Source organism: Chroococcidiopsis sp. [FACHB-1243], from assembly GCF_014696895.1.
Taxonomy (GTDB): Bacteria; Cyanobacteriota; Cyanobacteriia; order Cyanobacteriales; family Chroococcidiopsidaceae; genus Chroococcidiopsis.
The window spans coordinates 1-20,725 of sequence record NZ_JACJQX010000039.1; the positions used below are offsets into that span (position 1 = coordinate 1).

Below are 20,725 nucleotides of genomic sequence, written 5' to 3' on the forward strand. Positions count from 1 at the left end.
CAACTACAATCCCTGGTAAATTTAGTAGTTGAGTTAGTAGAGGCTCCATCCGCTAATTATTGTAAATCTTTATACATTAGCATACTACAGCCGATAGAACCATTTAATTTTAAAATATAAATAGAAAATAAATCAAAAATATTGTATCAGATATTATGAAATTCTGCTACTAATAAAACTAACACTTTAATCGCAAAACAGATTATATTTATTTATACTATTGTTCTTTTAAGATTTCTAAATTTGCGCTCTTATTGCTAGTAAATATTGTATTCTAAAATAAAGCAATACCACTAAAGGTATATGCCGAAGTAACGAGAAAATGTATCTGTGTTTGCTAATTGTCAACCTTGTTACTTCACCCTGTCGTGGCTGACATTTCGCGTAACCATTATTTCTGGTAGTTAATAGTTATTAGTCTGCTACATAGCGTGCGATGTGAAGCAAACAGAGGCTAATTCATACAGTCAAATTAGCTGTCGGCTACATCTATAGTAGTTACGCGATACCTAACCGTTCAGTAATTTTTGGAGGATAAATAAAGATGCTCGAACTAGAGACTTTGTTACTAGGTCTTGAGCCAATTACAGCATTAACTATTGGTGCTGGTGCATTAATTTTAGTTCCGGCGATCGGCGCGATCGATTCAATGACGGGTAACTCTCTTTCGGACTCGGCAAGAGGTGCTGCTAAAAATGGTTTAGTTTTTGCCCTCGACTCATTCGACAAGGGACAACGTTTGATTGCCGAAGCTGGCGAATCTTTCCAAGATTTAGTTGCTGAAGCTAAATCAGAAAGAATTAAACCGACTAATGGCGCTCCAGAAGCTCCCCGTGAGATATCAATCGTATCTCAATAAGCTCTGAGCTTTGGATGTTTTTATTTGGTGTATGAGGAGTGATTTCATAGTGGATGAGGAGTGATGTCGTAACACAATACAAACTGGGAAGGTAACAGCCTTCCCCTCTCGCTCTCAGAAAAACCCTCTCAACACTCGCTTTTAGGTTTCTACCTGGGCGAGTTTTTTGTCATTAGTCATTGGTTATTTGTTATTTGTCACGCACCACGCACCACTTACTATTTACCCAAAGCGACAGAAAGATTTAGAGTCGGGATTGTAAGTCCATGCAACTCCTTCAGGATCTCTGGCGCTGCTCCATTTACTAAATTCTGGTTTGGTGCGGTGACGGGCGATCGCTCCAGCAGATAATCCTAACCGCTTTGCTAGATCGCTTTGCTTGATGCAAGCTGCACCGTCATTAGTAGCGCGATCGCCATGATCAAACGTAGGTGCTGTTGAGGCACTCAGAGCTAATTTATTGGCTACTGGTAGTCGTTTTTTCGCTCTAGGGGATGTTTTTGGTGGTAAGAGGGGGCGCGTACTGTTGAAGAATTCAGCTAGGAAGGCAGTAAAGTTATTGGTGACGACATTGACGATCGGGTTGAGACCGAAAAAGATCCCGCCAGTGACTACGGCAAGATTAGGAACGATGACGATCGCAGCATTTTGATAAACAATTTCCATCGCTCTTTTGGCTAGAGCGATCGCTTCTACTATCCCAGCTAAATCGCGATCTAACAGCACGACATCTGCGGTTTCTGCTTCAATATCGCTACCAGATGCAAAAGAGATTGAGACATCGGCAAAAGATAGCGCCGCCGCTTCGTTAATTCCATCCCCGACAAAAGCCACAGTCTTACCGTGGTGGCACAGTGCTTGTACTAACTCGGCTTTGTTCTGGCTAGTCGCATGGGCGTGAACGCAATTAGGAGTCATACCCAGTTGCGTTGCAACAGTGTTGGCAACTTTGGGATTGTCTTCTGTCACCACATAAATCTCAATTTGCAATTGTTGCAAAGTTGCAATTATGTCTGCACTTTCTGGGCGTAAAAAATCAGTATAGAAGATTGCTCCTATAACTTGCCCGTTTTTAGCCACGTATATGTAGGAGTCAGTACTAGCATCAATTTCAGGCTGAAGGCAGCTGACATCGACACGGTGTTGCTGCAATAGGCGATCGCCTCCAACTAAGATTTCTTGCCCGTCGATCTGACAAGCAATTCCCATACCTGCAAAGTAATCCCATGTTTCGCATTCCAATAACTGAATCCCCTGAGTTTCAGCAGCATAGACGATCGCAGTTGCTACGGGGTGATTGAGAGAGGCTTCAGCTGTTGCGGCAAGTGTTAATACTTCCGCAGGGGAGATGCTTGGATCTGTGGTATGGACGGCTACAACTGCATTGCCTTGCGTCAAAGTTCCAGTGCGATCGAAAACTATAGTGTCAACTTGAGCCAGCAACTCTAAAACGCGACCGCTACGAATATACACGCCATGACGTGCCGCAGCTGTTAGAGCGCCCAGAAAAGCTGTGGGCATGGCAATTTGAATACCGCTACCAAAGTCGAGTTGGAACGGGGTAATTGCTGGACCATATGTCCCAGTCAAGGCAAAAATAGATGCACCTAAAAAGATAGTCGGTACGACAGCACTTTTGGCAAATTCTGCCTGCTGCGTACCGATCTGAGTGTCGTATACGGGTTCTGTTTGCAACAATTGAAAAGCTAATCCGACGCGGGTATTGTAACCAGTGCGTTTAGCTTGGATGCAGAGTTTACCTTCTAACAATCGGCTAGAAGCACAAACATCTTCGCCTACTGTGACAACTACTGGCTGCGGATCGCCAGTTAAGTGCCGTTCGTCAATTAATGCCGTTCCCTGTAAGATTTGGCCGTCTACAGGAATAACATCGCCAGGATAGACGATGACGCGATCGCCTACGACTATCTCTTGAAAAGCAATTTGCCTTTCTTGCCCATCTCGTTCGACCCAAACAAGCTGTTGGGAGCCATTCAACAACTGTTGGAATTGCCGTTCTTTTTCCTCTCCACTCATACCGCGCAGAGTCCGCCGCACGCCTACCAAAGCTGTCTTCAGTGACGGAGCGACAAACTGCCCGTTGAGGGTGTGAAATGTCATCCACAGGGAGTCTAGCAGATCGACATTGGGCTGGCGATTGACCACTAAACTCTCAGTTGCCCGACTGAACCAAGGTACGGCAGCACTTGCGATCGCCGCGCCAATAATTAGAGGCGGAATTTCCAGTGGAGCAGCTACCAAGGCAAGTCCGAGGGCGATCGCTGGTAGTCCTAGTTGTTCCCATTCATTGACCTGCGGTCGGTCTAGTGGTTTTGTCTCTGGCAGAACTAGATCGTTGCTACCATCTGCATTACCGAATCGTTGAATGCGATCGAGCAGTTCTGCTTCAGCGATCGTTTCGGAAACTAAATGAGTTTCGTAAGTCACGATCAGCGATCGCGCCGCCGGATTGATCCGAATGCTGGTGACAAAATTCAGCGACTCTAATAGCCAATTCAGCTTGTCGGCATACTCTAAATTGTCGGCAATCCAAGGGACGCGAATCCGCAAGCGCCCCTCCGTGCTGTGAATAACTTGGCAATCCATCTTTAACGAGGGGATGAGGTCTGTAGAGACGTTGCGTGCAATGTCTCTACGGACATTAAACTACGTTGGTTGTGGAACAACACGACTAGCAAGGCGAGCAATGACATGACTGTTCCACCACTCCATTGCTCTTGCTTGCGGGTTGTCGCTGTCGCGCCAACCACAATGTTCGACATGGATCGATTCGGGTTCGGCAGCGTGCGCTCTTTCGAGTTTTTCCGCCGTCACCGCGATCGCCGGTATGTAGCCAATGTGGGTGAATGAGTAAATATAATACTCGCCATTTTGATTTTTGTAGGCGGCGTGGTACTCATTCAGCGTATGGTGAGAGTCATGCTTGACATCGGCATCTGCTAGGTTGCGTCCGTCCCATGCCTCGACAATTAACTCATCGTAAGCAAGAGCGCGATCGTAGGCAGCATATACGTTAGAGTCAAATTTGGGCTTTTCTCCCAATTGAATTTGTTCAAACATTAGCGCACTCCTGCTGCAACTAGCTGTTCTTGCTGGACGTTGGAATTGTCGAATTCAACCGTGTAGAAGTATCTCGAACCTGATTCGTAGAGCCATGCAACTCCCTCTGGGTCTTTAGTCATGCTCCATTCAACGAAATCAGCTCTCGATCTGCGATAGGTGAGGGTTTGGGGAGACATTCCTAACCGTCTTGCTAAGTCGCTCTGCTTTAAATGACCTAAAGGTGATGGTTTTTTCGACTTTTCTAGCTCGATCGCCGTTTCTACTGCTGGATGCTTGCCGTTACCATTGCCATTTGTATAGTGTCCGTTGCCATTACCGTTGGTATGATGTCCGTTACCATTGGTTTCAGGCGCGATCGCTACACTAACTTCCTTAGCAAGCTGCGGTTTCGCTTCGACTGTTGAAGTTGCAATGTCTTCCTTAGCTGGCTGTGGTTTCGACTCGACAATTGGAGTTGCACTAACTACTGGAGTGGATGTTTCTGACGGAGCGGCGATTGCTTCTTGAGGTACTGCCTTAGCTCCGGTAAGTGCGGGAATTTCCATTCCAGGTCCCATCAACGGACGCAAGCCATTCAGTTCGGCAAGGATAGCCGTACCGTTGTTGATCGCAACAGCGAGTAGTGGATCGAGGGCGAAGAAGATACCTGAGACCAATGCGCCGAGGTTAGGAACGGCAACGATCGCTGTATTTTGCCAAATGATATCCATTGCTTGCCTTGCTGCTTTAATTGCCATCAGTAAGCCGCGCAAATCGTCTTCCATTAACACGACATCAGCGGTTTCTCTGGCAATATCCGTTGCACCAGCAAACGAGATCGAAACGTCGGCGTAAGCAAGGGCGGCTGAGTCGTTAATTCCGTCACCGCAGAAAGCAACTGTCTTGCCACTGTCATGCAGGGACTTCACAACTTCGACTTTGCGCTCTGGGAATGCTTCAGCATAGATGTTGTCGGGATTCATACCCAAGTTACCAGCAACGGCTTTCGCGACTCGCGATACGTCACCGCTGAGCATGTAAGCAGTAATACCCATGCGCTTCAGTTCGGCAATGACTTCCCGACTTTCTTCGCGAGCTGGATCGCTGTAACGGACTACGCCGATCAGTTTGCCGTCGCCTGCAATGTAAACCAAAGATTGTCCGCCAGATTTAGCATCGGGATATTTGCGATCGTATTCATCCAGAGAAATGTTCTCTTGGTTCATGAAGCGCGGGCTGCCGACAATGATTTGCATTCCGTCGATTTTGGCTGCTGCACCCAGACCGACTTTGTATTCCCACTCTTCGCATTCTTTTAGCGCTATGCCTTTATCTTTAGCGTTATGGACGATCGCCTCGGCGATTGGGTGCGTCAATCCTTGTTCGGCGGTTGCAGCCAAGCACAAAACATCATCTTTAGTAAAGCGATCGTCCATGATATCGATGTCGTTGACACCAGCATGACCGACAGTTAGGGTTCCCGTTTTATCGAAGACGACTGTATCGATGCGGGCAAGAATTTCAATGGCTCGACCACTGCGGATCAAGACACCGTTACGAGCCGTGTAAGTCAGAACCGATAAGATCGTGGTCGGTACTGATACGCGAATGCCCGTACCAAAGTCTAAAGTTAACAGAGCAACGGCACGATTCAGATCGCCACTCATTAGACCGACACCAGCACCAATTGCCAGAGTGGGAAGAACGGCTTGGTTGGCTACCATTGCCGCATAGTTTTCAACTCTGGTATCGTGTACTGGTGCGGCTTGCATTAAGTTGACAATCACGCCTGCACGGGTGTTGTTACCGACGCGCTCGGCATCAATTGTTAATGTCCCGTCAACTAATAGGGTGGAAGCAAATACTTCTTCACCTTCGCGTCTGGTAACGGGGACTGATTCACCTGTTAATTTGCATTGGTCGATAATGCCAGTGCCGCTGATGATACTCCCATCAACCGGAATTTGGTCGCCAGGATAGACGATAATGCGATCGCCTACTACCACTTCAGATGTGGGAATTTCTACTACTTGTCCGTCACGAATGACGAATGCCGTCTTACTCAAACAGTCGAGTAGGTCGAGGTTAGCTCTTTCGCTACCGCGTGCTGTCAAATCTCGGATTGCCTCACCGCCTTCGACTAAACCGAGCATGAACGATGGTGCGAAGTAGTGACCTTGCAAAGTATGCAAGCTCAGTGCCAAACCATCGAGGAAGTCGATGGTCAATTGTCTGTCTTGTTGGATTGCTTCCCAGGCTCGTTTAAAGACAGGGATAGCACCGACAAATACTACGCCAGCAATAACAAATCCTGGAATTGGTAAGCCTATCATTGCGCCTACAGAGAGTGCTAAACCAGCCGCAGGAAAGGCTAACCGTTCTACGAAGTCTACTTCGTTACTAGCTTTTTCCTCCTCTGTTTTTGGTGTCCATCCTATGGGAACTTCTACTTGCGGCGCTGCTTGAATTGCACTGAATAACCTTTCTTGAACGATCGCGATCGCTTTGGCACTAGCTTCGTAGTCATACTCTACAGTCAATGAGCGAGAGGCTGGGTTAAGCTGAACATCGCTAACAAAATCTAGCCCGTCAACTAAGTAATGAAGCTTGCCAACATATTCTGGATCGTCTGCCAGTCTGGGGATGCGAATCCGAAAACGTCCCTCAGTCCAGTGAACAACTTGGTAATGGATGTTTTCGATTTGAATCGTTGGTTCAACCGCAGCAACCGTAGGAGTCAAATCATTGGTAACGCTTGTAGCAATCATGACAAACAGTTATCTCCAAAGTGGCTGACAAAACACAAAAATTTAGTTAGTCCAAACCCTGGCTAATACCTTGCATTTATCCTGCAATACTGAGTTTGCTGAGGCTTGCTAATGAATGGGGCGGGAAAATCCGCAATTCACTACGACTGCCCGCATACCAAACCACACATTTGTGAGGCATTACTTGCTAGATATAAGCTGTATGGGTAATTTTTAGACCTTGTAGATGTCAAGCTGAAACCTCTACTAACTGAGGTATTCGCAGTTGATAACAACTGGATGCTGCCCCGATCCGTCAGCTCACCAGGACGAATAGAAAATATGGGCGATCGACAAAAATCAGACATTGACCTCGCGTTATAGTTCAGCTTTACAGTGCTACAGCGAGTGCATTTAGAGTTCTTCTAAAGCTTACTATGAAATTTCCAGAATAAACAGAAAACTTTTGTAAACCACAATTAAATCAATTAATTCGACTCTGAAGCCTGCATTAGTTATTGGTTCGATCCCGCGTTTGAAAAAGTTATAGCTTTAATTTGATTAGCTTTTAGGCGATCCCTTTGCTGAGAGTTCAGCGGAATTTTTTTGGCGATCGCCCTCACTCACGCCACAGAATTTCTGAGAATTTTCTCGTTTCCCAGATGCGTTATGTTAAGTAAAGCTAAAAATATCTTGAAATTTTGCCATTTTTAACTCTTTTTTGTAACTTTATGCTTCACGTAACGTTAGCTAAATTAACTTCCATCTTCTGAATTCTGACTTCTTTCACAAACTCACTTCCTTCACTTTCGTCTCACCTTTCTTCCAGCCTTTCTTCCAGTAAGAAACGATCTCATGTACTTGCTGGCGATCTGGCTCTACCAAGATTCCCCGCCGTTCAAATCGATTTAAAACATCTAAGATTTTAGGAAAAGGCAAATAACAAATTGCTACCGTCTCTCCCACTTCCGTATAGAGATCGAGCAATGCTTCTAAAGTGTTTTCCAGTAGTTCGGAATTCTTTCCTTTAGGTAAATATCGCGTGGCAATGATCCGCGTATCTGCGGGAATATCTGTCTGCCAATTGGGAACTGGCGGAAAAGCAAGCAGAAGTTTTAGCTTTTCTGGCAGCCGTTGACGGAGTGCAGGAGAATTTGGCTCGTCGCAATATAAGATGTGATCTTTGGCTAAGTGCCAGCAAACTTCCGGCTGGCTAGTTGGACTTTTCCTGTTCCTGCTTGCCCCGTTGGGAGATAAACGCGCTACAGTGTTAGGCTTTGTTGCAACGATCTCTACTTGGGGGGATAATAGCGATGTTTGTGCCGAAACTACCTGATTCTGACTGCTCGGATCGATTTCGCTGACTGTGGATTGAGCTTCTAACTTTGGCTTTGCCGAAGAAACCTTGTATTTTTTTTTGAGTGCTTTCGCTTTCGAGTAGGTAATGCTTTCCCCCGATGCAGCTAGGGCGATCGCTTCTTCTATGGCTTGTTTTGAAGTTGACGGCGCTGCTAACTCGTACATTGCCGATGGAGCAAATTTATCAATTTGATAGATTTGGCTACCAAAGCGATCGGCAACTTGCATGAATCTCGCCGCAGTTGGATAGCTCCAATGAAATTCTGCCTCAATCCAATTAATAAAGCGTCCGTGCTTCAATTTATCTTTTACGGCATTAAGCTTCTGCCCGATTTCGATAATATCTTGGGCAGTGCGTTTCACCAGGGCTTGGATTTCTCCCGTTTGCTGTTGCACGAATTGAGAGATTTCTGCTTCTAGCTCTGTATAATTAAACTCTTTTCGAGCCGCGTCGATTACTGAGACTGGCATTCTATTCATTTGTTAAAACCCGCTATCAATATAGTTTTGCCAGATATTTATCTTTTTTACTTCAAAGAAAATTTTGTTTCCTCTGCCTTTGGACAGGCATATGTTGCCTTCCTATGATGACTATTATATTCAGAATAGGCATAGTTGCGACTTTGCGATCGAGTAACTCTATCTCAATGGCTTGGAGCCGGCTGAGTTTAGATTATTGTTGCTAGGTTGCAGCAACTTCACCAAGTCAGGCGATCGCACGAGTAGAGATACAGGCAAAAAAGCCTACCTACAGTGTGAGAGAGAAACATCAAGTTTTAGAAATTTTATTGCTAATTGTTTTGTTCAGCTAACACTCCGGGAAGAAAACTTACTAAGTCTTAGTCTATCGTTACTATAAGAGTTGCTTTGTCTACTCAAGATTTTTTTTAAGACTTTGTTTAGATTTAGTATAAATCGCAAGTTTCAATTTTATACATTGGTTTCACTAATATATTCGATTGCAAGCAAGCAGTGATGACTCAGTTTGCTTAGAGGGTGTGTTATGGGTGAAAAAAAGCTTGTAACGCTTACTGCTAGCTGCTTGGATAATTTCAAGCTAGACAGTTGTATATATAAAATTCAATCCAAATAATCAGAAAAAATGACGGATTTTAGTTGATTAATATCTCTCAAATTGACAGAATTATTCGATAATTAAATAATTGTCGAACAGAGCGAATCCTACATGTTAATTATAAACAATATCACTCATAAGCAGGAGAAAAGAAAAACAATAATTTAGCTTTAACTCATTCATTAGCTTTGCCAAATCACTAGTTCATGGAGTTAGCATTTCTGACTTTGGTTAGATTACTTGTTAAATAAATCAATTTAAAAAATAATAATAAAGGAGGCAAAGTCATATGGAAGCAGTAATGTTTAAGATTTACACTAGACCAGATAAGTTTAGCGAATTAGTAGAAGTTTTAAAAGATCGCGGCTTAAAAGTTGTTGTTAGTTATAAAGCCGATCGCTCGGAAGACTACGACGAGATCCTCGTCTATCAAGGCTTAGACGAGATCGAGCTGCAAAATGAATAGAGTGAAAAAAACGATTAAGTTATGGATAATCCGAAGCTGAAGAACAGTTGGCAGCGATCGCATGTAAAGTTATTGAACAGTTCAAATTTTTCAATTGTTTTGAACTTTATCGCTCGCTCAAGTACGTGGAGTTACTTTTCAATAACAGATGTTCTAAGATTCAATAACTTAGATTAAGAAAATTAAACTATAGTATTAACTCAGGTTCAATTAACTTTTTTAAAAATCTTTGAAGTAGTTCAATTAGATTTGTGTTATTCCTGCTATCATCAAAATTGAGTTTTAGAAGCTACGTAGGGTGACAGAGTTTGATTGAGTGCAAATACATTTTGCTCTTGTGACCCAAATTCAGAGATAACGACTGTCTTTCGCACTCACAGCGATTAGCATCTGTTGGTTATTAGTTGTCTGCTGTCGGTCATCGCTCTAGGCAAATAGTAGATAACAAGTGACAAATAGCTTTAGCGCGATCGCTTCCCACGATAGGCATGAGGTAGTCGTTGCGTCCGGTACGAGTTGCAATTGTTCTTTTTTGGAAACTGAATCAACATGCTTGAACTAGAAGCTTTATTGCTAGGACTAGAACCGTTAACAGCAGCAGGGATTGGTTTAGGAGCATTAGCCCTAGCACCTGTAGTTGGTGTCGTAGGTTCTGCTATGGGAGGGTCTAATTCAGCTGTAGGTAATTCTTTGTCAGAGTCATCCAAATCCTTAGCGAAAACGGGTATGGTTTGGATGTTAGATGCTTATGACAAGGCTCAAAGTACCGTAGCTGAAGCATCAGAATCTTTTCAGGACTTGGTGGCGGAAGCCAAAACTGACTTGAAAAAGAGTAAAGCCAAGCCCGAACAAAGTTCAATTCCGCATCAAGTGGAAATCGGCTAAAAAAGGACTGGGAGACAATGGAATTCGGAATTCGGAATTCCGAATTCCGAATTGTAATTACTCTCTGCTTGGGTAAGGGCGGATTTTGACTCAAGATTGACGCTGGGAAGGGTGAATCTGCTTGCTAAACCTACTTGGATAAGGGCGGGTTTTGACTCAAGATTGACGCTGGGAAGGGTGAATCTGCTTGCTAAACCCGCCCCTACCACTCTTAATTCACAATCAATGACCAATGACCAATGACCAATGACAAAACAAATAGAACAGTTTCATCAACTGGTATTGCAAGACTCATCGCTCAAAGAAAAGCTGAAACAGTCAGGCGATCGCGAAAGTTTTTTAAATCTAGCAGTGGAACTAGGCAAACAGAACGGCTATAGCTTCACTTATAGCGAAGTCAAAGCATACATATCTCAAAATCTGCTGGCGATCGCCCAGCAGTTCTTATAAATGTCAGAGGTTGAGGGAGCGAATTTTTGGCAATCCCTCAGCTTATCCTCCAAATATATTTGAAAGTCACAACTTCGCAAATTGAATAAATTGCAAACAAGTAATAGTTATATTTTCTCACTTTATATAGTTAAAAACTTGACATCTGAAAATTTGGAAATCTGTCAATTTTTACCTCACGCTGTTTTACATAAGTTTAGATATTTCAGATAGTTTGCTCATAGATAAAGTCCAATTTGAAAAGTTTTAGGGGATTTAATACATTAGAGTTAAATCCTTGCAGGGCAGGAGATAGCAGCTTTTTTACACGTATCTATAGATAGATAATTATTTTTCTTTATTTGCACTTAACAAAAATTTTAGATTTTTCTAACGAGTTTATTGTACATTAAAAGTCAAGTGCATTTAGAGTTTCAAAGCTGCGTCATAACCTTCGGGTCGAGCGCAGATTCTTACTTCATTCAGATATCCCATATCCAAATCAAGTGTCGCTCTAGTTGACGGTACTGAACAGCAATGGCAGTGCCTAGTATCTCGATTGAATAACCTGTTCTATAAGCTGAGAAATGAACTATAGAGATAGCTGTTGCACAACATCAGCTTCTTGCTTAGGTGTGTGGTAATTGAAAACGGCTGTAGATAGGGTTACCAAGAATTAAAAACTCACCCTTACATGGAATGAGGTTGGGCTGGGTGTCGCTTGAAAAGCAGCCAAGCAATCTCCGCAGGATAGGTATGTGAGATTGCCCCATCCCCTCCAAAGCACAACAGACTTTTGGAGCCGGAATAATGTCAATATCAACAAAACCAGAAAGACCCACTGCGGGGAAAGTGGTGTCGCGCCGAACGATGTCACGCAAGGATGCGTTCTTGTTACGTATGCTTGTGTTTGTTCCTTTGGCACTGCTGTTTAGACAACTTGGTTTACCACCATTAGTTGTTTTTGCTACAGCAGGCTTAGCAATTATCCCTCTAGCAGCATGGATTGCTAACTTTACAGAGGCGATCGCTAACAAAATTGGTTCATTTCTAGGTGGTCTACTCAACGTCACCTTTGGTAACTTCACTGAAATAGTCGTCTCAATCGTTGCCCTGCAAGCGGGTATGGTTGAGGTGGTCAAAGCGAGTTTAATTGGCTCAATTATTGCTAACCTTTTATTAGGTCTAGGATTCGCATTTATCTTAGACGGCTTGAGCTTCAAAAGGCTAGATTTTCAGCACAACATCAAACGAACGACTGTAGCGCGGATCAATTCTGGTTCGCTCAATCTGGCAGTTGTATTTATCTTGATGCCTGTAGCGCTCAAGTTTACGACGAGTTCTAGTCATCAACTCACCAATGCTAATCATTTTTCTGTAGTAGCATCTGTACTGCTATTAGGCTTCTACGCCATGATGCTATTTTTCTCTATGAAGACTCATAGATTTATGTATGAGTTAGAGGAAGATGCCGAACCTGAGAGCTATGGTAGCGAAGCTACAGGACAAAAGTACGATCTGTGGATACATGTTGGTTTGCTCTTAGGTTTTACGGTTGCGCTGTTATTTGTCTCTGAAGTACTAGTTGATAGTTTGCAAGAAGCTGTCTCTAGTCTCGGTTTGACTAGTTTATTTACAGGTGTCATGCTACTGCCGATCTTCGGTTCAGCAGTAGAAATTATTACCTGTGGTATGTGTGCCGCGAAGCAAAAAATCGATCTGTCTATTTCCATCGCCCTCGGTTCTAGCTTGCAGATCGCGATGTTTGTAGCTCCAGCGTTAGTTCTAGCGGGACAAGCAATGGGGCAACCGATGAATTTAGCCTTTGATACATTTGCAGTTTTAGCAGTTGGTGTAGCTGTACTGATGACAAACTCAGTCAGTACGGATGGTAAGTCTAATTGGCTAGAGGGCGTGTTGTTGCTGATGACCTACACAATGCTATTAACGGCTTTTTACCTGCATGACTGAATCAGTTGTCAGTTATCAGTGACTGGTGATTAGTGACTATACCAATAACTAATGAATCTAGCCGCCAGCCACTAGCCACTCACTACTCACTCTCAAGAGGTAATCATGATCGAGCATCCAGACTTTTTTAACGTGCGTAAGACCGCGATCGCACTTGCAGTTGGTCCCTTGGCTTTTCTGCTATTACTGATTGGAATTGATTTTTCCTCGCATCAGTGGCAAGTATGGCAAGCAGATCGCTCATGTATCAAAGTTGCAAGTTCTACTGGAGTCGTACAACCCAGTGGAAATCATTGTTCGCCTAACCATATGCAGTATACGAGTCAAAAATAACGAAATACATGCTCTGTAGGGGCGCACAGATGTACGCCCCTACTTACCTAAATCGAAAACTATGAACCATCAGTAGAGACGCACAATTTTGCGTCTCTATTTCGTGTCTCTACTGTGCTGTCTTTCACAAAATCCCTCCCTGGGAAGCGGGAGGGAATAAGGACGATCGCGGTTTTAAGAATATGCTCTGTGGCTGCTCAGTAAAGCGATGAGCTGAGTTACAGCCTCTCGCATCCATTCAACTAGAGTAACGGCGATCGCCTCTCGCATCCATTCTGCGATCGCGGCGATCGCTAATTCCGCAATCCAGACCGCGATCGCTTCAACTAGAGTTTCAGTCACAAATGAGATTAACCAAGTCATCATCAGGGGTTAGGAGTTAGATAATAGGGGTTAGCAGGAAATGGTAGGGGCGAGTTTTTTGAACATATTTGTCAAAGAACAAACAATTCTGCGGTTAAACTCGCCCTTAAAGTGAGTTACAAACAACAAATGAGCAATGACAAATGACCAATGACCAATAACTAACTATGCTGCCGAGATCTTTGCCAACGGATGAATAGCTTCTCTAACTCAATCCAAACAAACACTAAGGAACTGAAGCCGAAACAAATCAGCAGTTCTATAGGTGGTATATAGTAAGTGCTGAAGAAGCTACGGAGTGGTGGAACGTAGATTAGCAGTAGTTGTAAAAGAGTGGTCAAGACGACTGAAATCAGAATATAGGGATTAGAGAACGGATCGACTTGAATCGCTAAGCGGGTGTTAGAACGAATCGCGATCGCGTGTCCCATTTGCGCTAGACAAAGGGTGGTAAATACCATCGTTTTCCAGCGGTCTGCGCTCAATCCACCGCCTTGAACTGCCTGGGAATGGTGATAAGCCCAAACCATCAGCAGAATCGTCACGATGGCGAGAATAATCCCAATCCGAATCATGTACGAACCCAGTCCTCGGGCAAAGATATTTTCTTTGGGATTTTTGGGAGGTTGTTGCATGACAATTGGTCTACCTGGTTCGACAGCCAGAGCTAGCGCCGGAATTCCATCTGTCACTAAATTCATCCAGAGAATTTGCAACGGTGAAAGCGGTACTCCTCCCAGACCTAGTAATGGTGCTGAAGCAATAGTTAAAACCTCTCCTAAGTTACTACCTAGAATGTATCTAATAAAGCGACGGATGTTGATGTAGACGACTCGTCCTTCTTCTGTCGCCGAGACGATTGTGGAAAAGTTGTCGTCTAGTAACACCATATCGCTAGCTTCTTTACTGACATCCGTACCTGTAATACCCATTGCTACGCCAATATCTGCCTGTTTGAGGGCGGGAGCATCGTTGACTCCATCCCCTGTCATGGCAACAATTTGGTTTTTGTGTTGTAGCGCTTGGACGATCTGTAATTTATGCTCTGGCGAGACGCGGGCGTAGACGCTGACGCGATCGACGTGTGCCTCAAGTTCTGGCATACTCAATTTTTCCAGCTCTCGCCCTGTCAGTACTAAATCTCCTGGGTAAGCAATCCCGAGATCCTCAGCTACCGCTTGGGCAGTCAGTTGGTGATCGCCTGTAATCATCACCGGACGGATACCAGCAGTACGGCACTTAGCCACGGCTTCGCGGACTTCGGGACGGGGTGCATCCAACATTCCCACTAAGCCCAACCAAGTTAAATCGTTTTCTGAGGTTTCTTCCGAACCCTCTGGGGGAATACTTGCAATTGCTTTGTAGGCAAAGCCTAGAACTCGTAACCCCTTACTGGCATACTGGTTGTTCCGGTCGAGGATGTTTAACCGTAACTCGTCAGTCAGCGGTTCGATGCGATCGCCCGTTTGAATATGAGTGCAACGCTCTAAAGTCAGTTCGGGCGAACCTTTGGTGAACATCAAATAAGGATGAGCGGTGAGCGGTGAGGGATGAGAGGCGAGGAAGTTCACTAAGTCCTCGTTTCTCACTTCACAGATCGTACTCATGCGCTTGCGTTCTGAGGAGAACGGAAACTCAGCGATTCGGGGAAACCAGCTCGATTGCTGGTCTTTTTCCAGCCCTGCTTTACCTGCTAAAGACAACAGCGCTCCTTCGGTCGGATCTCCAAGGATTGCCCACTCGCCTTTATCTCTTTGCAATATGGCATCGTTGCAAAGTACGCAAGCTAAGAGTAAGGCTTGCAGTTCTGGTTGGTCTGGCGCTGAGACGACTCTATCTTGGTGGCGAAACTCGCCAATGGGGTCGTATCCTTCGCCCGTGACTCGCAGAGAGTTGCTAGCTGTTGCAACTGCCTGGACGACCATTTTGTTTTGAGTCAGCGTCCCTGTTTTGTCAGAGCAAATTGTGGTGACGCTACCCAGGGTTTCTACAGCTGGGAGTTTGCGGATCAGGGCGTTGCGCCGCACCATGCGCTGAGTTCCCAACGCCAGGGTAACGGTGATAACGGCAGGCAGCCCTTCGGGAACGACCGCAACCGCCATACTGAGCGAGACTTTCACGAGGTTCTCGAAATTACTCATGGTTGGCGTGTGGAGCATTCCTAATCCCACCACCAACAGTACTAGAATCATCGCCCCCGTGACTAAGATGTTGCCCAGTTGTGCCATCCGTTTTTGCAACGGTGTAGGTTCGGCTTCTACCGATTGCAGTGCTGTAGCAATTTTCCCTAGTTCAGTCTTCATTCCCGTCCCCGTGACGAGGACTGTTCCTCGCCCTTGGACGACCTCCGTACCTTCGTAAACCATATTGACGCGATCGCCTAATACGGTATCATCAGGTAGCTGGAGTGTGGCTTGCTTGTTGACGGCGTGAGCCTCTCCTGTCAAGGCTGCTTCCCGAATTTGCAGATTTGCAACTTCTAAGAGGCGACCGTCAGCGGAAATCTTCACTCCCGCTTCCAGTAACATCACGTCCCCTGGAACCAATTCCTTAGAATCGACTTCCACGGTTTTGCCGTCGCGCAGAACTCGTACCTTAGGGGAAGATAAGCCTTTTAAGGCAGCTAAAGCCTTTTCTGCGCGACTTTCTTGGATATATCCCAGCAACCCGTTCAGAACGACCACTACGCCAATCGCGATCGCGTCTTTAAACGGTATTTCTCCTGGTTGTTTCGTACCGAACACATCTAAAATCGCTGAAATGACGGCAACTGCCATCAACATCAGCAACATGATGTTTTTGAATTGGTCTAGGAGGATTTCCCAACCACTACGTCCTCCTGTTTCTTGTAATTCGTTGAAACCGTAGCGTTGTAATCTTTCTTCAACTTCAGCGGAAGTTAAGCCGGAGGTGCGATCGCTCTGGAGAACATCTGTGGCTCTCTCAGCTTCCAGAGTATGCCAAGCGCAAGACTCTCCGGCAGGCTTAGCCACTGCTAAGTCTGTGCCAGTGCTTGAAGACATTATTTTACTTCTCAAAAACTCAGGAATGCTCTTATAACCTATATCATTTAACTATATGCCTTGCATACCCTTAGCATGGTTAAGTAGTGTGAACTTGGATGAACAAGAGTGAGTCGTGAGTCGTGAAGGATTCTAATCTAATGACTCACTACGTCCCTTGGGTGCTTGGCTGCATCGCCATAGAAACAAACTTATCAATTTGATAGATTTGCCATTCGAGAGATTTGCAACTTCGCATAAATGCAAAGTTGCAATGTAACAACACGAGTTTAGAAACTAGAAAAACACCATCTTTACGGCTCCCCACTACTCGCTGTAAAAAGTTACATTGATTACTATAAGTTAATGTAACGTTAGGTAAAACTGAACATTTAAACCTTTTATGTTTTATTCGTAATACTTTACGATGAAATATAACCTTTAATGCGTAGGAGATGGTATTTTTATATGCAAACCATTGATTTAATTTAATAGCTGATGCAGGTACGCGTACACATTAGATTTGGCTAAATTTCAGCGCTTGGCAAAAATTATAATCTGATTGAGAAGAGCTGTGGGAAAAAAAGACGATCGGAACTACGTGCAAATCAGAGGTCATGTGCGAAAAGATGTAGCACGCCGCTTTAAGCAGTTTTGTTTAGATCGGGAAGTAGACTATAGTGAAGGACTAGAAACAATTCTTAGTGCCTTTTTTACGACGGATACGCAAGTAACTAGCGGCGATCTCGATCGCCAAAACAATTCAACTCACCTTCACTGTTACGAACAGCATTGATAATTATCATTTATCATTTGTGAAAGACCAATCTTGATTATTGGTCATTTGCCATGTGAGATAAACTAATGACAGTCTTATGAGTATTTTATGACTCTATTGAGGGTTGGAATTACAAATTATTCTGTCTTTTGTTTCCTGTGCTTTTCAGAAAAAAGACTGCTAGCAGTTAGCACTTACTAAAAACAAAACTTTGTGGAGCAAACCCGAGTAGGAGAATGCTAAGAAGAGTAAAGATTGTTGCTATCATCTGCAATTTTGATGCACAGTAGTAACTATTACATGGTAGTGTAAAAACTACAAAACTGAAGATTACTAGACTGAAAACTATCAAGATATCACTCAAGTCAATATGCTCAAGCAAATCAAGAATGCAGCTTTAATTGCTGCGGGGACAATCTGTGCGGGTTTAGGTGTCATTGGTGTTTTATTACCTTTGATTCCTGGTACTCCCTTTTTATTAGTAGCAGCAGCTTGTTTCGGTGCGATCGAACAGTAAATTGAGTCAATTGTCAGTTATCAGTTATCTCTTACCTTAATTGTGTAGGAGAGAGTTGAACCAAGTTACTTATTTGCTGTGAAGCTTTCGCTCGATGCACTCTTGTAAATCCCTCATTTCGGAAGGGCGAATTTAACTAGAATACCTGCACCTAGCAATTTTTTGGTAGACTCGCCCCTACAATTCCCTATTAGCAACGGGATTGATTCAATGAGCAGAATAATTACATTTCTGGGCGATGGATCTAGAGAACGGACAACGCTAGCAATTGCTACTGCGAAATGGTTTGCCCGACAAGGTAAAAGAGTTTTATTGGCTACCTATGTTAATCCCAGTACGGAGCTACTTTTAGAAACTTCTTTAAGTACGCATCCTCAAAGCGTTGAGAGTCATCTGCAAGTCGTACAGTTACAAACAACTGTACTGTTAGAACAGGCTTGGGATGAAGTCAAAAAACTTGTTTCTACCTATTTACCAAATTCTTTTTCCGAACAAATCTATCCTACCGAATTGATTATACTACCTGGATTTGATAGTTTTTTAACTTTCAATGCCCTACGACAATACTATCAAAGTGGTAGCTATGATGTCATTATTTATAGCGATCGAGAAAATTTAGAGATACTGCGTATGCTAGGGATTCCTAGTGCTTTGGATTGGTATTTTCGGCGCTTTCACCAAATATTTGCAGATCTAGATATTAGTGAGATTGCTAATTCAATTGGTGGTCCATTGGCTGCAGCAATTCTTAACGCTAATATCGATCGCCAAAAAATGCAAGAAGGACTGGCTCAAATTCAGCATTGGATCGAGCAAGGAGTGGCAGTGGTTAACGATGCAAGTCAGTTAACAGCCTATCTCGTGACTAACGATACACCAGAAGCGATCGCCGATACTCGCTGGTGCTGGGGCAGCGCCCAACAAATTAACCTCACTGTCAGTGGTGTTTTAGCGTATCAAGATCGAGATTTGAGTAGAGAAGCTATACAGTCGGCTTTTACTCCATTAGCTGTCCATCATATCTCTACTTTGCAGGAAAGGAATTGGGAGGCAATTATTCAAAAATTGCCAGATTTTAACGCTACTATTTCCGTGACACCACCGCTCAAAATCGACCTCGTTCAGCGCCAAGTTCTCGTTTTTTTACCAGGATTTCATAAAAAACAAGTTAAGTTAACGCAGTCAGGTGCAGAAATTGTCGTTGAAGCTGGCGACCAAAGGCGACAGATTGTTTTACCACCAGAGTTGAAAGGAAAATCCGTCCAATCTGGTAAATTTGAGGAACCGTATTTAGTAATTTCTTTTTAAGCGCGATTCGTTGTGCTAGAAAATCCCCTGACCAGGTGTAAGTAAATTGTCAGGATCGTAGCGGCGCTTGGCGCTGACTAGCCTACCCCATACTGGATAAAAGTGCTGTTTCCAATCGGCTTGAGAAAATGGAACCGCATCAATCGGGTAGCGATATCCACCACTGTCGCGGTTGCGCTCAAAAAACGTGCGGTTATCAGCTAGCATTTTGGCGATCGCGCTAGCATTGGGTGGTGCAGTGCGTAGAATCGCAAATAGAAACACAACCTCCTCATTAGGAACCCGAAACAGCGGTAGCGTCAAGCGGTCTGTTGCCACGGGATACAGCAGCACTGGACCCTGACCCGTATCCGCTAAAGTTAAGTTAGAAACGATCTCGCCGACAAAGCCGTTAACTGCGGTTCCTGGTACGAATAAATCTAACCAAGGATGCGGATAAAACCATACTCCACTCTCCTTTAAAAAAGCTACAGTTGGAGCTAACCGATTCGCAAAATCAAAGTAAGACTTATCTTCAATCTGTTGAGTACCCTGACTGTAACTTAAACCAGCAAGTAAACTGCTATTGTCTGGTTCATCTGGGGGAGTATAAAAGCTAGCTGCCTCCAACATATAACGCCATCCACCACTAGCATCGGGTACGACTTGACCTTCTACATAGTCAAATCGTTTTTGGGCAATTAGCCAGCGCTGGTCGTGCGTCAAAGCAGCCAAATCGTTGTAAAACAAGAGAAATACGCGGGTATTTTGAGCAGACGGAATCAGGCGAACTGTTGCCCTGACGATAATGCCACATTGACCCAACCCTGCCAGCACTGCTTCAAACAAATCGCGATTTTGGGAGCGAGAACAAGTTTCTAGGTTGCCCGCACCCGTGACGACTTGAAGGGATAAGACGTTATCTACCTGCACGCCATAACGATGACTCCTGCCACCAATCCCGCCAACTGCTAAAGTGCCACCCACGGATAGCTCGATGTAATCTGTCAAGACGGGGGGTGTCAGTTGTCGCTCCAGCGATGCCAGCAGCAGTTGGCTCCATAATACACCAGCATCTACTTCTGCCCCCTCTGCATTAATATTATGAATCGTATCGAGCGAACTCATATCAATAACTATCCCCGCCTCTATGAGCGGTTGACCGTAAGTGGAGTGCGCTTGACCGCGTGCGGCAACTTTCAGCTTGTGGCTGCGAGCAAACCGGACGATCCTCACGACATCTTCAACCGAACCTGGTTTGAGTACGGCACTTGGATAACGACGCACCAGATGACCGAAATCATCAGTGGCAGCATTGCGGGTGGTAGAATCGGTGTAAAGTATACCGTCCAGGGGTGGCAGAGCTTCAAATCCAGATGCAGCACTGGCGGATGTGACCCACGATCGCATGGCAGGATTGAATCCAATAATAATCGCACTGGCGATCGCACCTTGCAAAACTTGACGGCGTGAAGCATTCTTCATCCAGCATCCCCTGAACTAGCGTTTGACAGACCGAAATTCTTTTGCCCAACAAGAACATCTTCAAACTTTAATGATGATATTTCTCATTGAAAGCAATAAAATTTGT

16 protein-coding genes are annotated in these 20,725 nt (G+C 44.4%); 9 read left to right on the forward strand and 7 right to left on the reverse strand.

The window, feature by feature from the left end; translation table 11 throughout:
- The first annotated feature begins 544 nt into the window (after positions 1 to 544).
- Positions 545 to 859 carry a DUF5132 domain-containing protein gene (locus tag H6G17_RS24610; RefSeq protein WP_192161219.1) on the forward strand — a complete coding sequence of 105 codons (315 nt, stop codon included), beginning with the start codon at positions 545 to 547 and terminating at the stop codon, positions 857 to 859.
- Positions 860 to 1,081: 222 nt separating this feature from the next.
- Here H6G17_RS24610 and H6G17_RS24615 read toward each other — a convergent pair whose 3' ends face one another.
- The 4 genes from H6G17_RS24615 to H6G17_RS24630 form a co-directional block, all read right to left on the reverse strand.
- Positions 1,082 to 3,466 carry a heavy metal translocating P-type ATPase gene (locus H6G17_RS24615; protein WP_192161220.1) on the reverse strand — a complete coding sequence of 795 codons (2,385 nt, stop codon included), beginning with the start codon at positions 3,464 to 3,466 and terminating at the stop codon, positions 1,082 to 1,084.
- A gap of 60 nt (positions 3,467 to 3,526) precedes the next feature.
- Complete coding sequence (locus tag H6G17_RS24620) at positions 3,527 to 3,940, reverse strand: hypothetical protein (RefSeq protein WP_192161221.1); 414 nt, start codon at positions 3,938 to 3,940, stop codon at positions 3,527 to 3,529.
- The gene (locus tag H6G17_RS24625; RefSeq protein ID WP_192161222.1) at positions 3,940 to 6,690 is read right to left on the reverse strand and encodes a heavy metal translocating P-type ATPase; all 2,751 of its coding nucleotides are present in this window, start codon (positions 6,688 to 6,690) and stop codon (positions 3,940 to 3,942) included. Before H6G17_RS24625 ends, H6G17_RS24620 begins: the two co-directional genes overlap by 1 nt.
- Before the next feature lie 765 nt (positions 6,691 to 7,455).
- Positions 7,456 to 8,508 (reverse strand): DUF3102 domain-containing protein, encoded by a 1,053-nt coding sequence (locus H6G17_RS24630; protein WP_192161223.1) that lies wholly within the window; start codon positions 8,506 to 8,508, stop codon positions 7,456 to 7,458.
- Positions 8,509 to 9,392: 884 nt separating this feature from the next.
- Here H6G17_RS24630 and H6G17_RS24635 point away from each other — a divergent pair.
- From H6G17_RS24635 to H6G17_RS24655, 5 genes are all read left to right on the forward strand, one after another.
- Positions 9,393 to 9,569, forward strand: coding sequence for a hypothetical protein (locus H6G17_RS24635; RefSeq protein WP_192161224.1), 177 nt, complete (start codon positions 9,393 to 9,395; stop codon positions 9,567 to 9,569).
- Positions 9,570 to 10,118: 549 nt separating this feature from the next.
- On the forward strand, positions 10,119 to 10,454 hold the full coding sequence (locus H6G17_RS24640) for a hypothetical protein (protein WP_015155675.1): 336 nt from the start codon (positions 10,119 to 10,121) through the stop codon (positions 10,452 to 10,454).
- A 246-nt stretch (positions 10,455 to 10,700) separates the two neighbouring features.
- On the forward strand, positions 10,701 to 10,904 hold the full coding sequence (locus H6G17_RS24645) for a Nif11-like leader peptide family natural product precursor (protein WP_015155676.1): 204 nt from the start codon (positions 10,701 to 10,703) through the stop codon (positions 10,902 to 10,904).
- A gap of 789 nt (positions 10,905 to 11,693) precedes the next feature.
- On the forward strand, positions 11,694 to 12,854 hold the full coding sequence (gene cax / locus H6G17_RS24650; protein ID WP_199316974.1) for a calcium/proton exchanger: 1,161 nt from the start codon (positions 11,694 to 11,696) through the stop codon (positions 12,852 to 12,854).
- Between the two features lie 105 nt (positions 12,855 to 12,959).
- Entirely contained in the window at positions 12,960 to 13,187 is a 228-nt protein-coding gene (locus H6G17_RS24655; RefSeq protein ID WP_192161225.1) for a hypothetical protein, read from the forward strand.
- 174 nt (positions 13,188 to 13,361) lie between these two features.
- Here the strand turns inward: H6G17_RS24655 and H6G17_RS24660 are convergent, their stop codons facing one another.
- Both H6G17_RS24660 and H6G17_RS24665 read right to left on the reverse strand, forming a co-directional pair.
- Entirely contained in the window at positions 13,362 to 13,529 is a 168-nt protein-coding gene (locus H6G17_RS24660) for a hypothetical protein (protein WP_192161226.1), read from the reverse strand.
- Between the two features lie 182 nt (positions 13,530 to 13,711).
- A complete protein-coding gene (locus H6G17_RS24665) occupies positions 13,712 to 16,573 on the reverse strand; it encodes a cation-translocating P-type ATPase (protein ID WP_192161227.1) in 2,862 nt (953 codons plus the stop codon).
- Positions 16,574 to 17,126: 553 nt separating this feature from the next.
- Between H6G17_RS24665 and H6G17_RS24670 the strand changes: the two genes are divergently transcribed.
- The 3 genes from H6G17_RS24670 to H6G17_RS24680 all read left to right on the forward strand — a co-directional run bounded on the left by H6G17_RS24670 (position 17,127) and on the right by H6G17_RS24680 (position 19,155).
- Positions 17,127 to 17,348, forward strand: a complete 222-nt coding sequence (locus H6G17_RS24670; RefSeq protein WP_192161228.1) for a hypothetical protein — start codon at positions 17,127 to 17,129, stop codon at positions 17,346 to 17,348.
- Positions 17,349 to 17,700: 352 nt separating this feature from the next.
- The gene (locus H6G17_RS24675) at positions 17,701 to 17,847 is read left to right on the forward strand and encodes a DUF454 family protein (RefSeq protein ID WP_192161229.1); all 147 of its coding nucleotides are present in this window, start codon (positions 17,701 to 17,703) and stop codon (positions 17,845 to 17,847) included.
- 210 nt (positions 17,848 to 18,057) lie between these two features.
- Positions 18,058 to 19,155, forward strand: a complete 1,098-nt coding sequence (locus tag H6G17_RS24680; protein ID WP_192161230.1) for an ArsA family ATPase — start codon at positions 18,058 to 18,060, stop codon at positions 19,153 to 19,155.
- A gap of 15 nt (positions 19,156 to 19,170) precedes the next feature.
- Here H6G17_RS24680 and H6G17_RS24685 read toward each other — a convergent pair whose 3' ends face one another.
- Positions 19,171 to 20,619 (reverse strand): FAD-binding protein, encoded by a 1,449-nt coding sequence (locus H6G17_RS24685; RefSeq protein ID WP_192161231.1) that lies wholly within the window; start codon positions 20,617 to 20,619, stop codon positions 19,171 to 19,173.
- Between the last annotated feature and the right edge of the window lie 106 nt (positions 20,620 to 20,725).

What these genes read in the sequence shown, in the direction of transcription:
- H6G17_RS24625 (WP_192161222.1), bottom strand. Translation starts at nt 6,690, where the DNA reads ATGATTGCTACAAGCGTTACCAATGATTTGACTCCTACGGTTGCTGCG.
- H6G17_RS24630 (WP_192161223.1), bottom strand. Translation starts at nt 8,508, where the DNA reads ATGAATAGAATGCCAGTCTCAGTAATCGACGCGGCTCGAAAAGAGTTT.
- H6G17_RS24635 (WP_192161224.1), top strand. Translation starts at nt 9,393, where the DNA reads ATGGAAGCAGTAATGTTTAAGATTTACACTAGACCAGATAAGTTTAGC.
- H6G17_RS24685 (WP_192161231.1), bottom strand. Translation starts at nt 20,619, where the DNA reads ATGAAGAATGCTTCACGCCGTCAAGTTTTGCAAGGTGCGATCGCCAGT.
- H6G17_RS24615 (WP_192161220.1), bottom strand. Translation starts at nt 3,466, where the DNA reads ATGGATTGCCAAGTTATTCACAGCACGGAGGGGCGCTTGCGGATTCGC.
- cax (WP_199316974.1), top strand. Translation starts at nt 11,694, where the DNA reads ATGTCAATATCAACAAAACCAGAAAGACCCACTGCGGGGAAAGTGGTG.
- H6G17_RS24675 (WP_192161229.1), top strand. Translation starts at nt 17,701, where the DNA reads ATGCTCAAGCAAATCAAGAATGCAGCTTTAATTGCTGCGGGGACAATC.
- H6G17_RS24610 (WP_192161219.1), top strand. Translation starts at nt 545, where the DNA reads ATGCTCGAACTAGAGACTTTGTTACTAGGTCTTGAGCCAATTACAGCA.
- H6G17_RS24645 (WP_015155676.1), top strand. Translation starts at nt 10,701, where the DNA reads ATGACAAAACAAATAGAACAGTTTCATCAACTGGTATTGCAAGACTCA.
- H6G17_RS24640 (WP_015155675.1), top strand. Translation starts at nt 10,119, where the DNA reads ATGCTTGAACTAGAAGCTTTATTGCTAGGACTAGAACCGTTAACAGCA.
- H6G17_RS24680 (WP_192161230.1), top strand. Translation starts at nt 18,058, where the DNA reads ATGAGCAGAATAATTACATTTCTGGGCGATGGATCTAGAGAACGGACA.
- H6G17_RS24655 (WP_192161225.1), top strand. Translation starts at nt 12,960, where the DNA reads ATGATCGAGCATCCAGACTTTTTTAACGTGCGTAAGACCGCGATCGCA.
- H6G17_RS24620 (WP_192161221.1), bottom strand. Translation starts at nt 3,940, where the DNA reads ATGTTTGAACAAATTCAATTGGGAGAAAAGCCCAAATTTGACTCTAAC.
- H6G17_RS24665 (WP_192161227.1), bottom strand. Translation starts at nt 16,573, where the DNA reads ATGTCTTCAAGCACTGGCACAGACTTAGCAGTGGCTAAGCCTGCCGGA.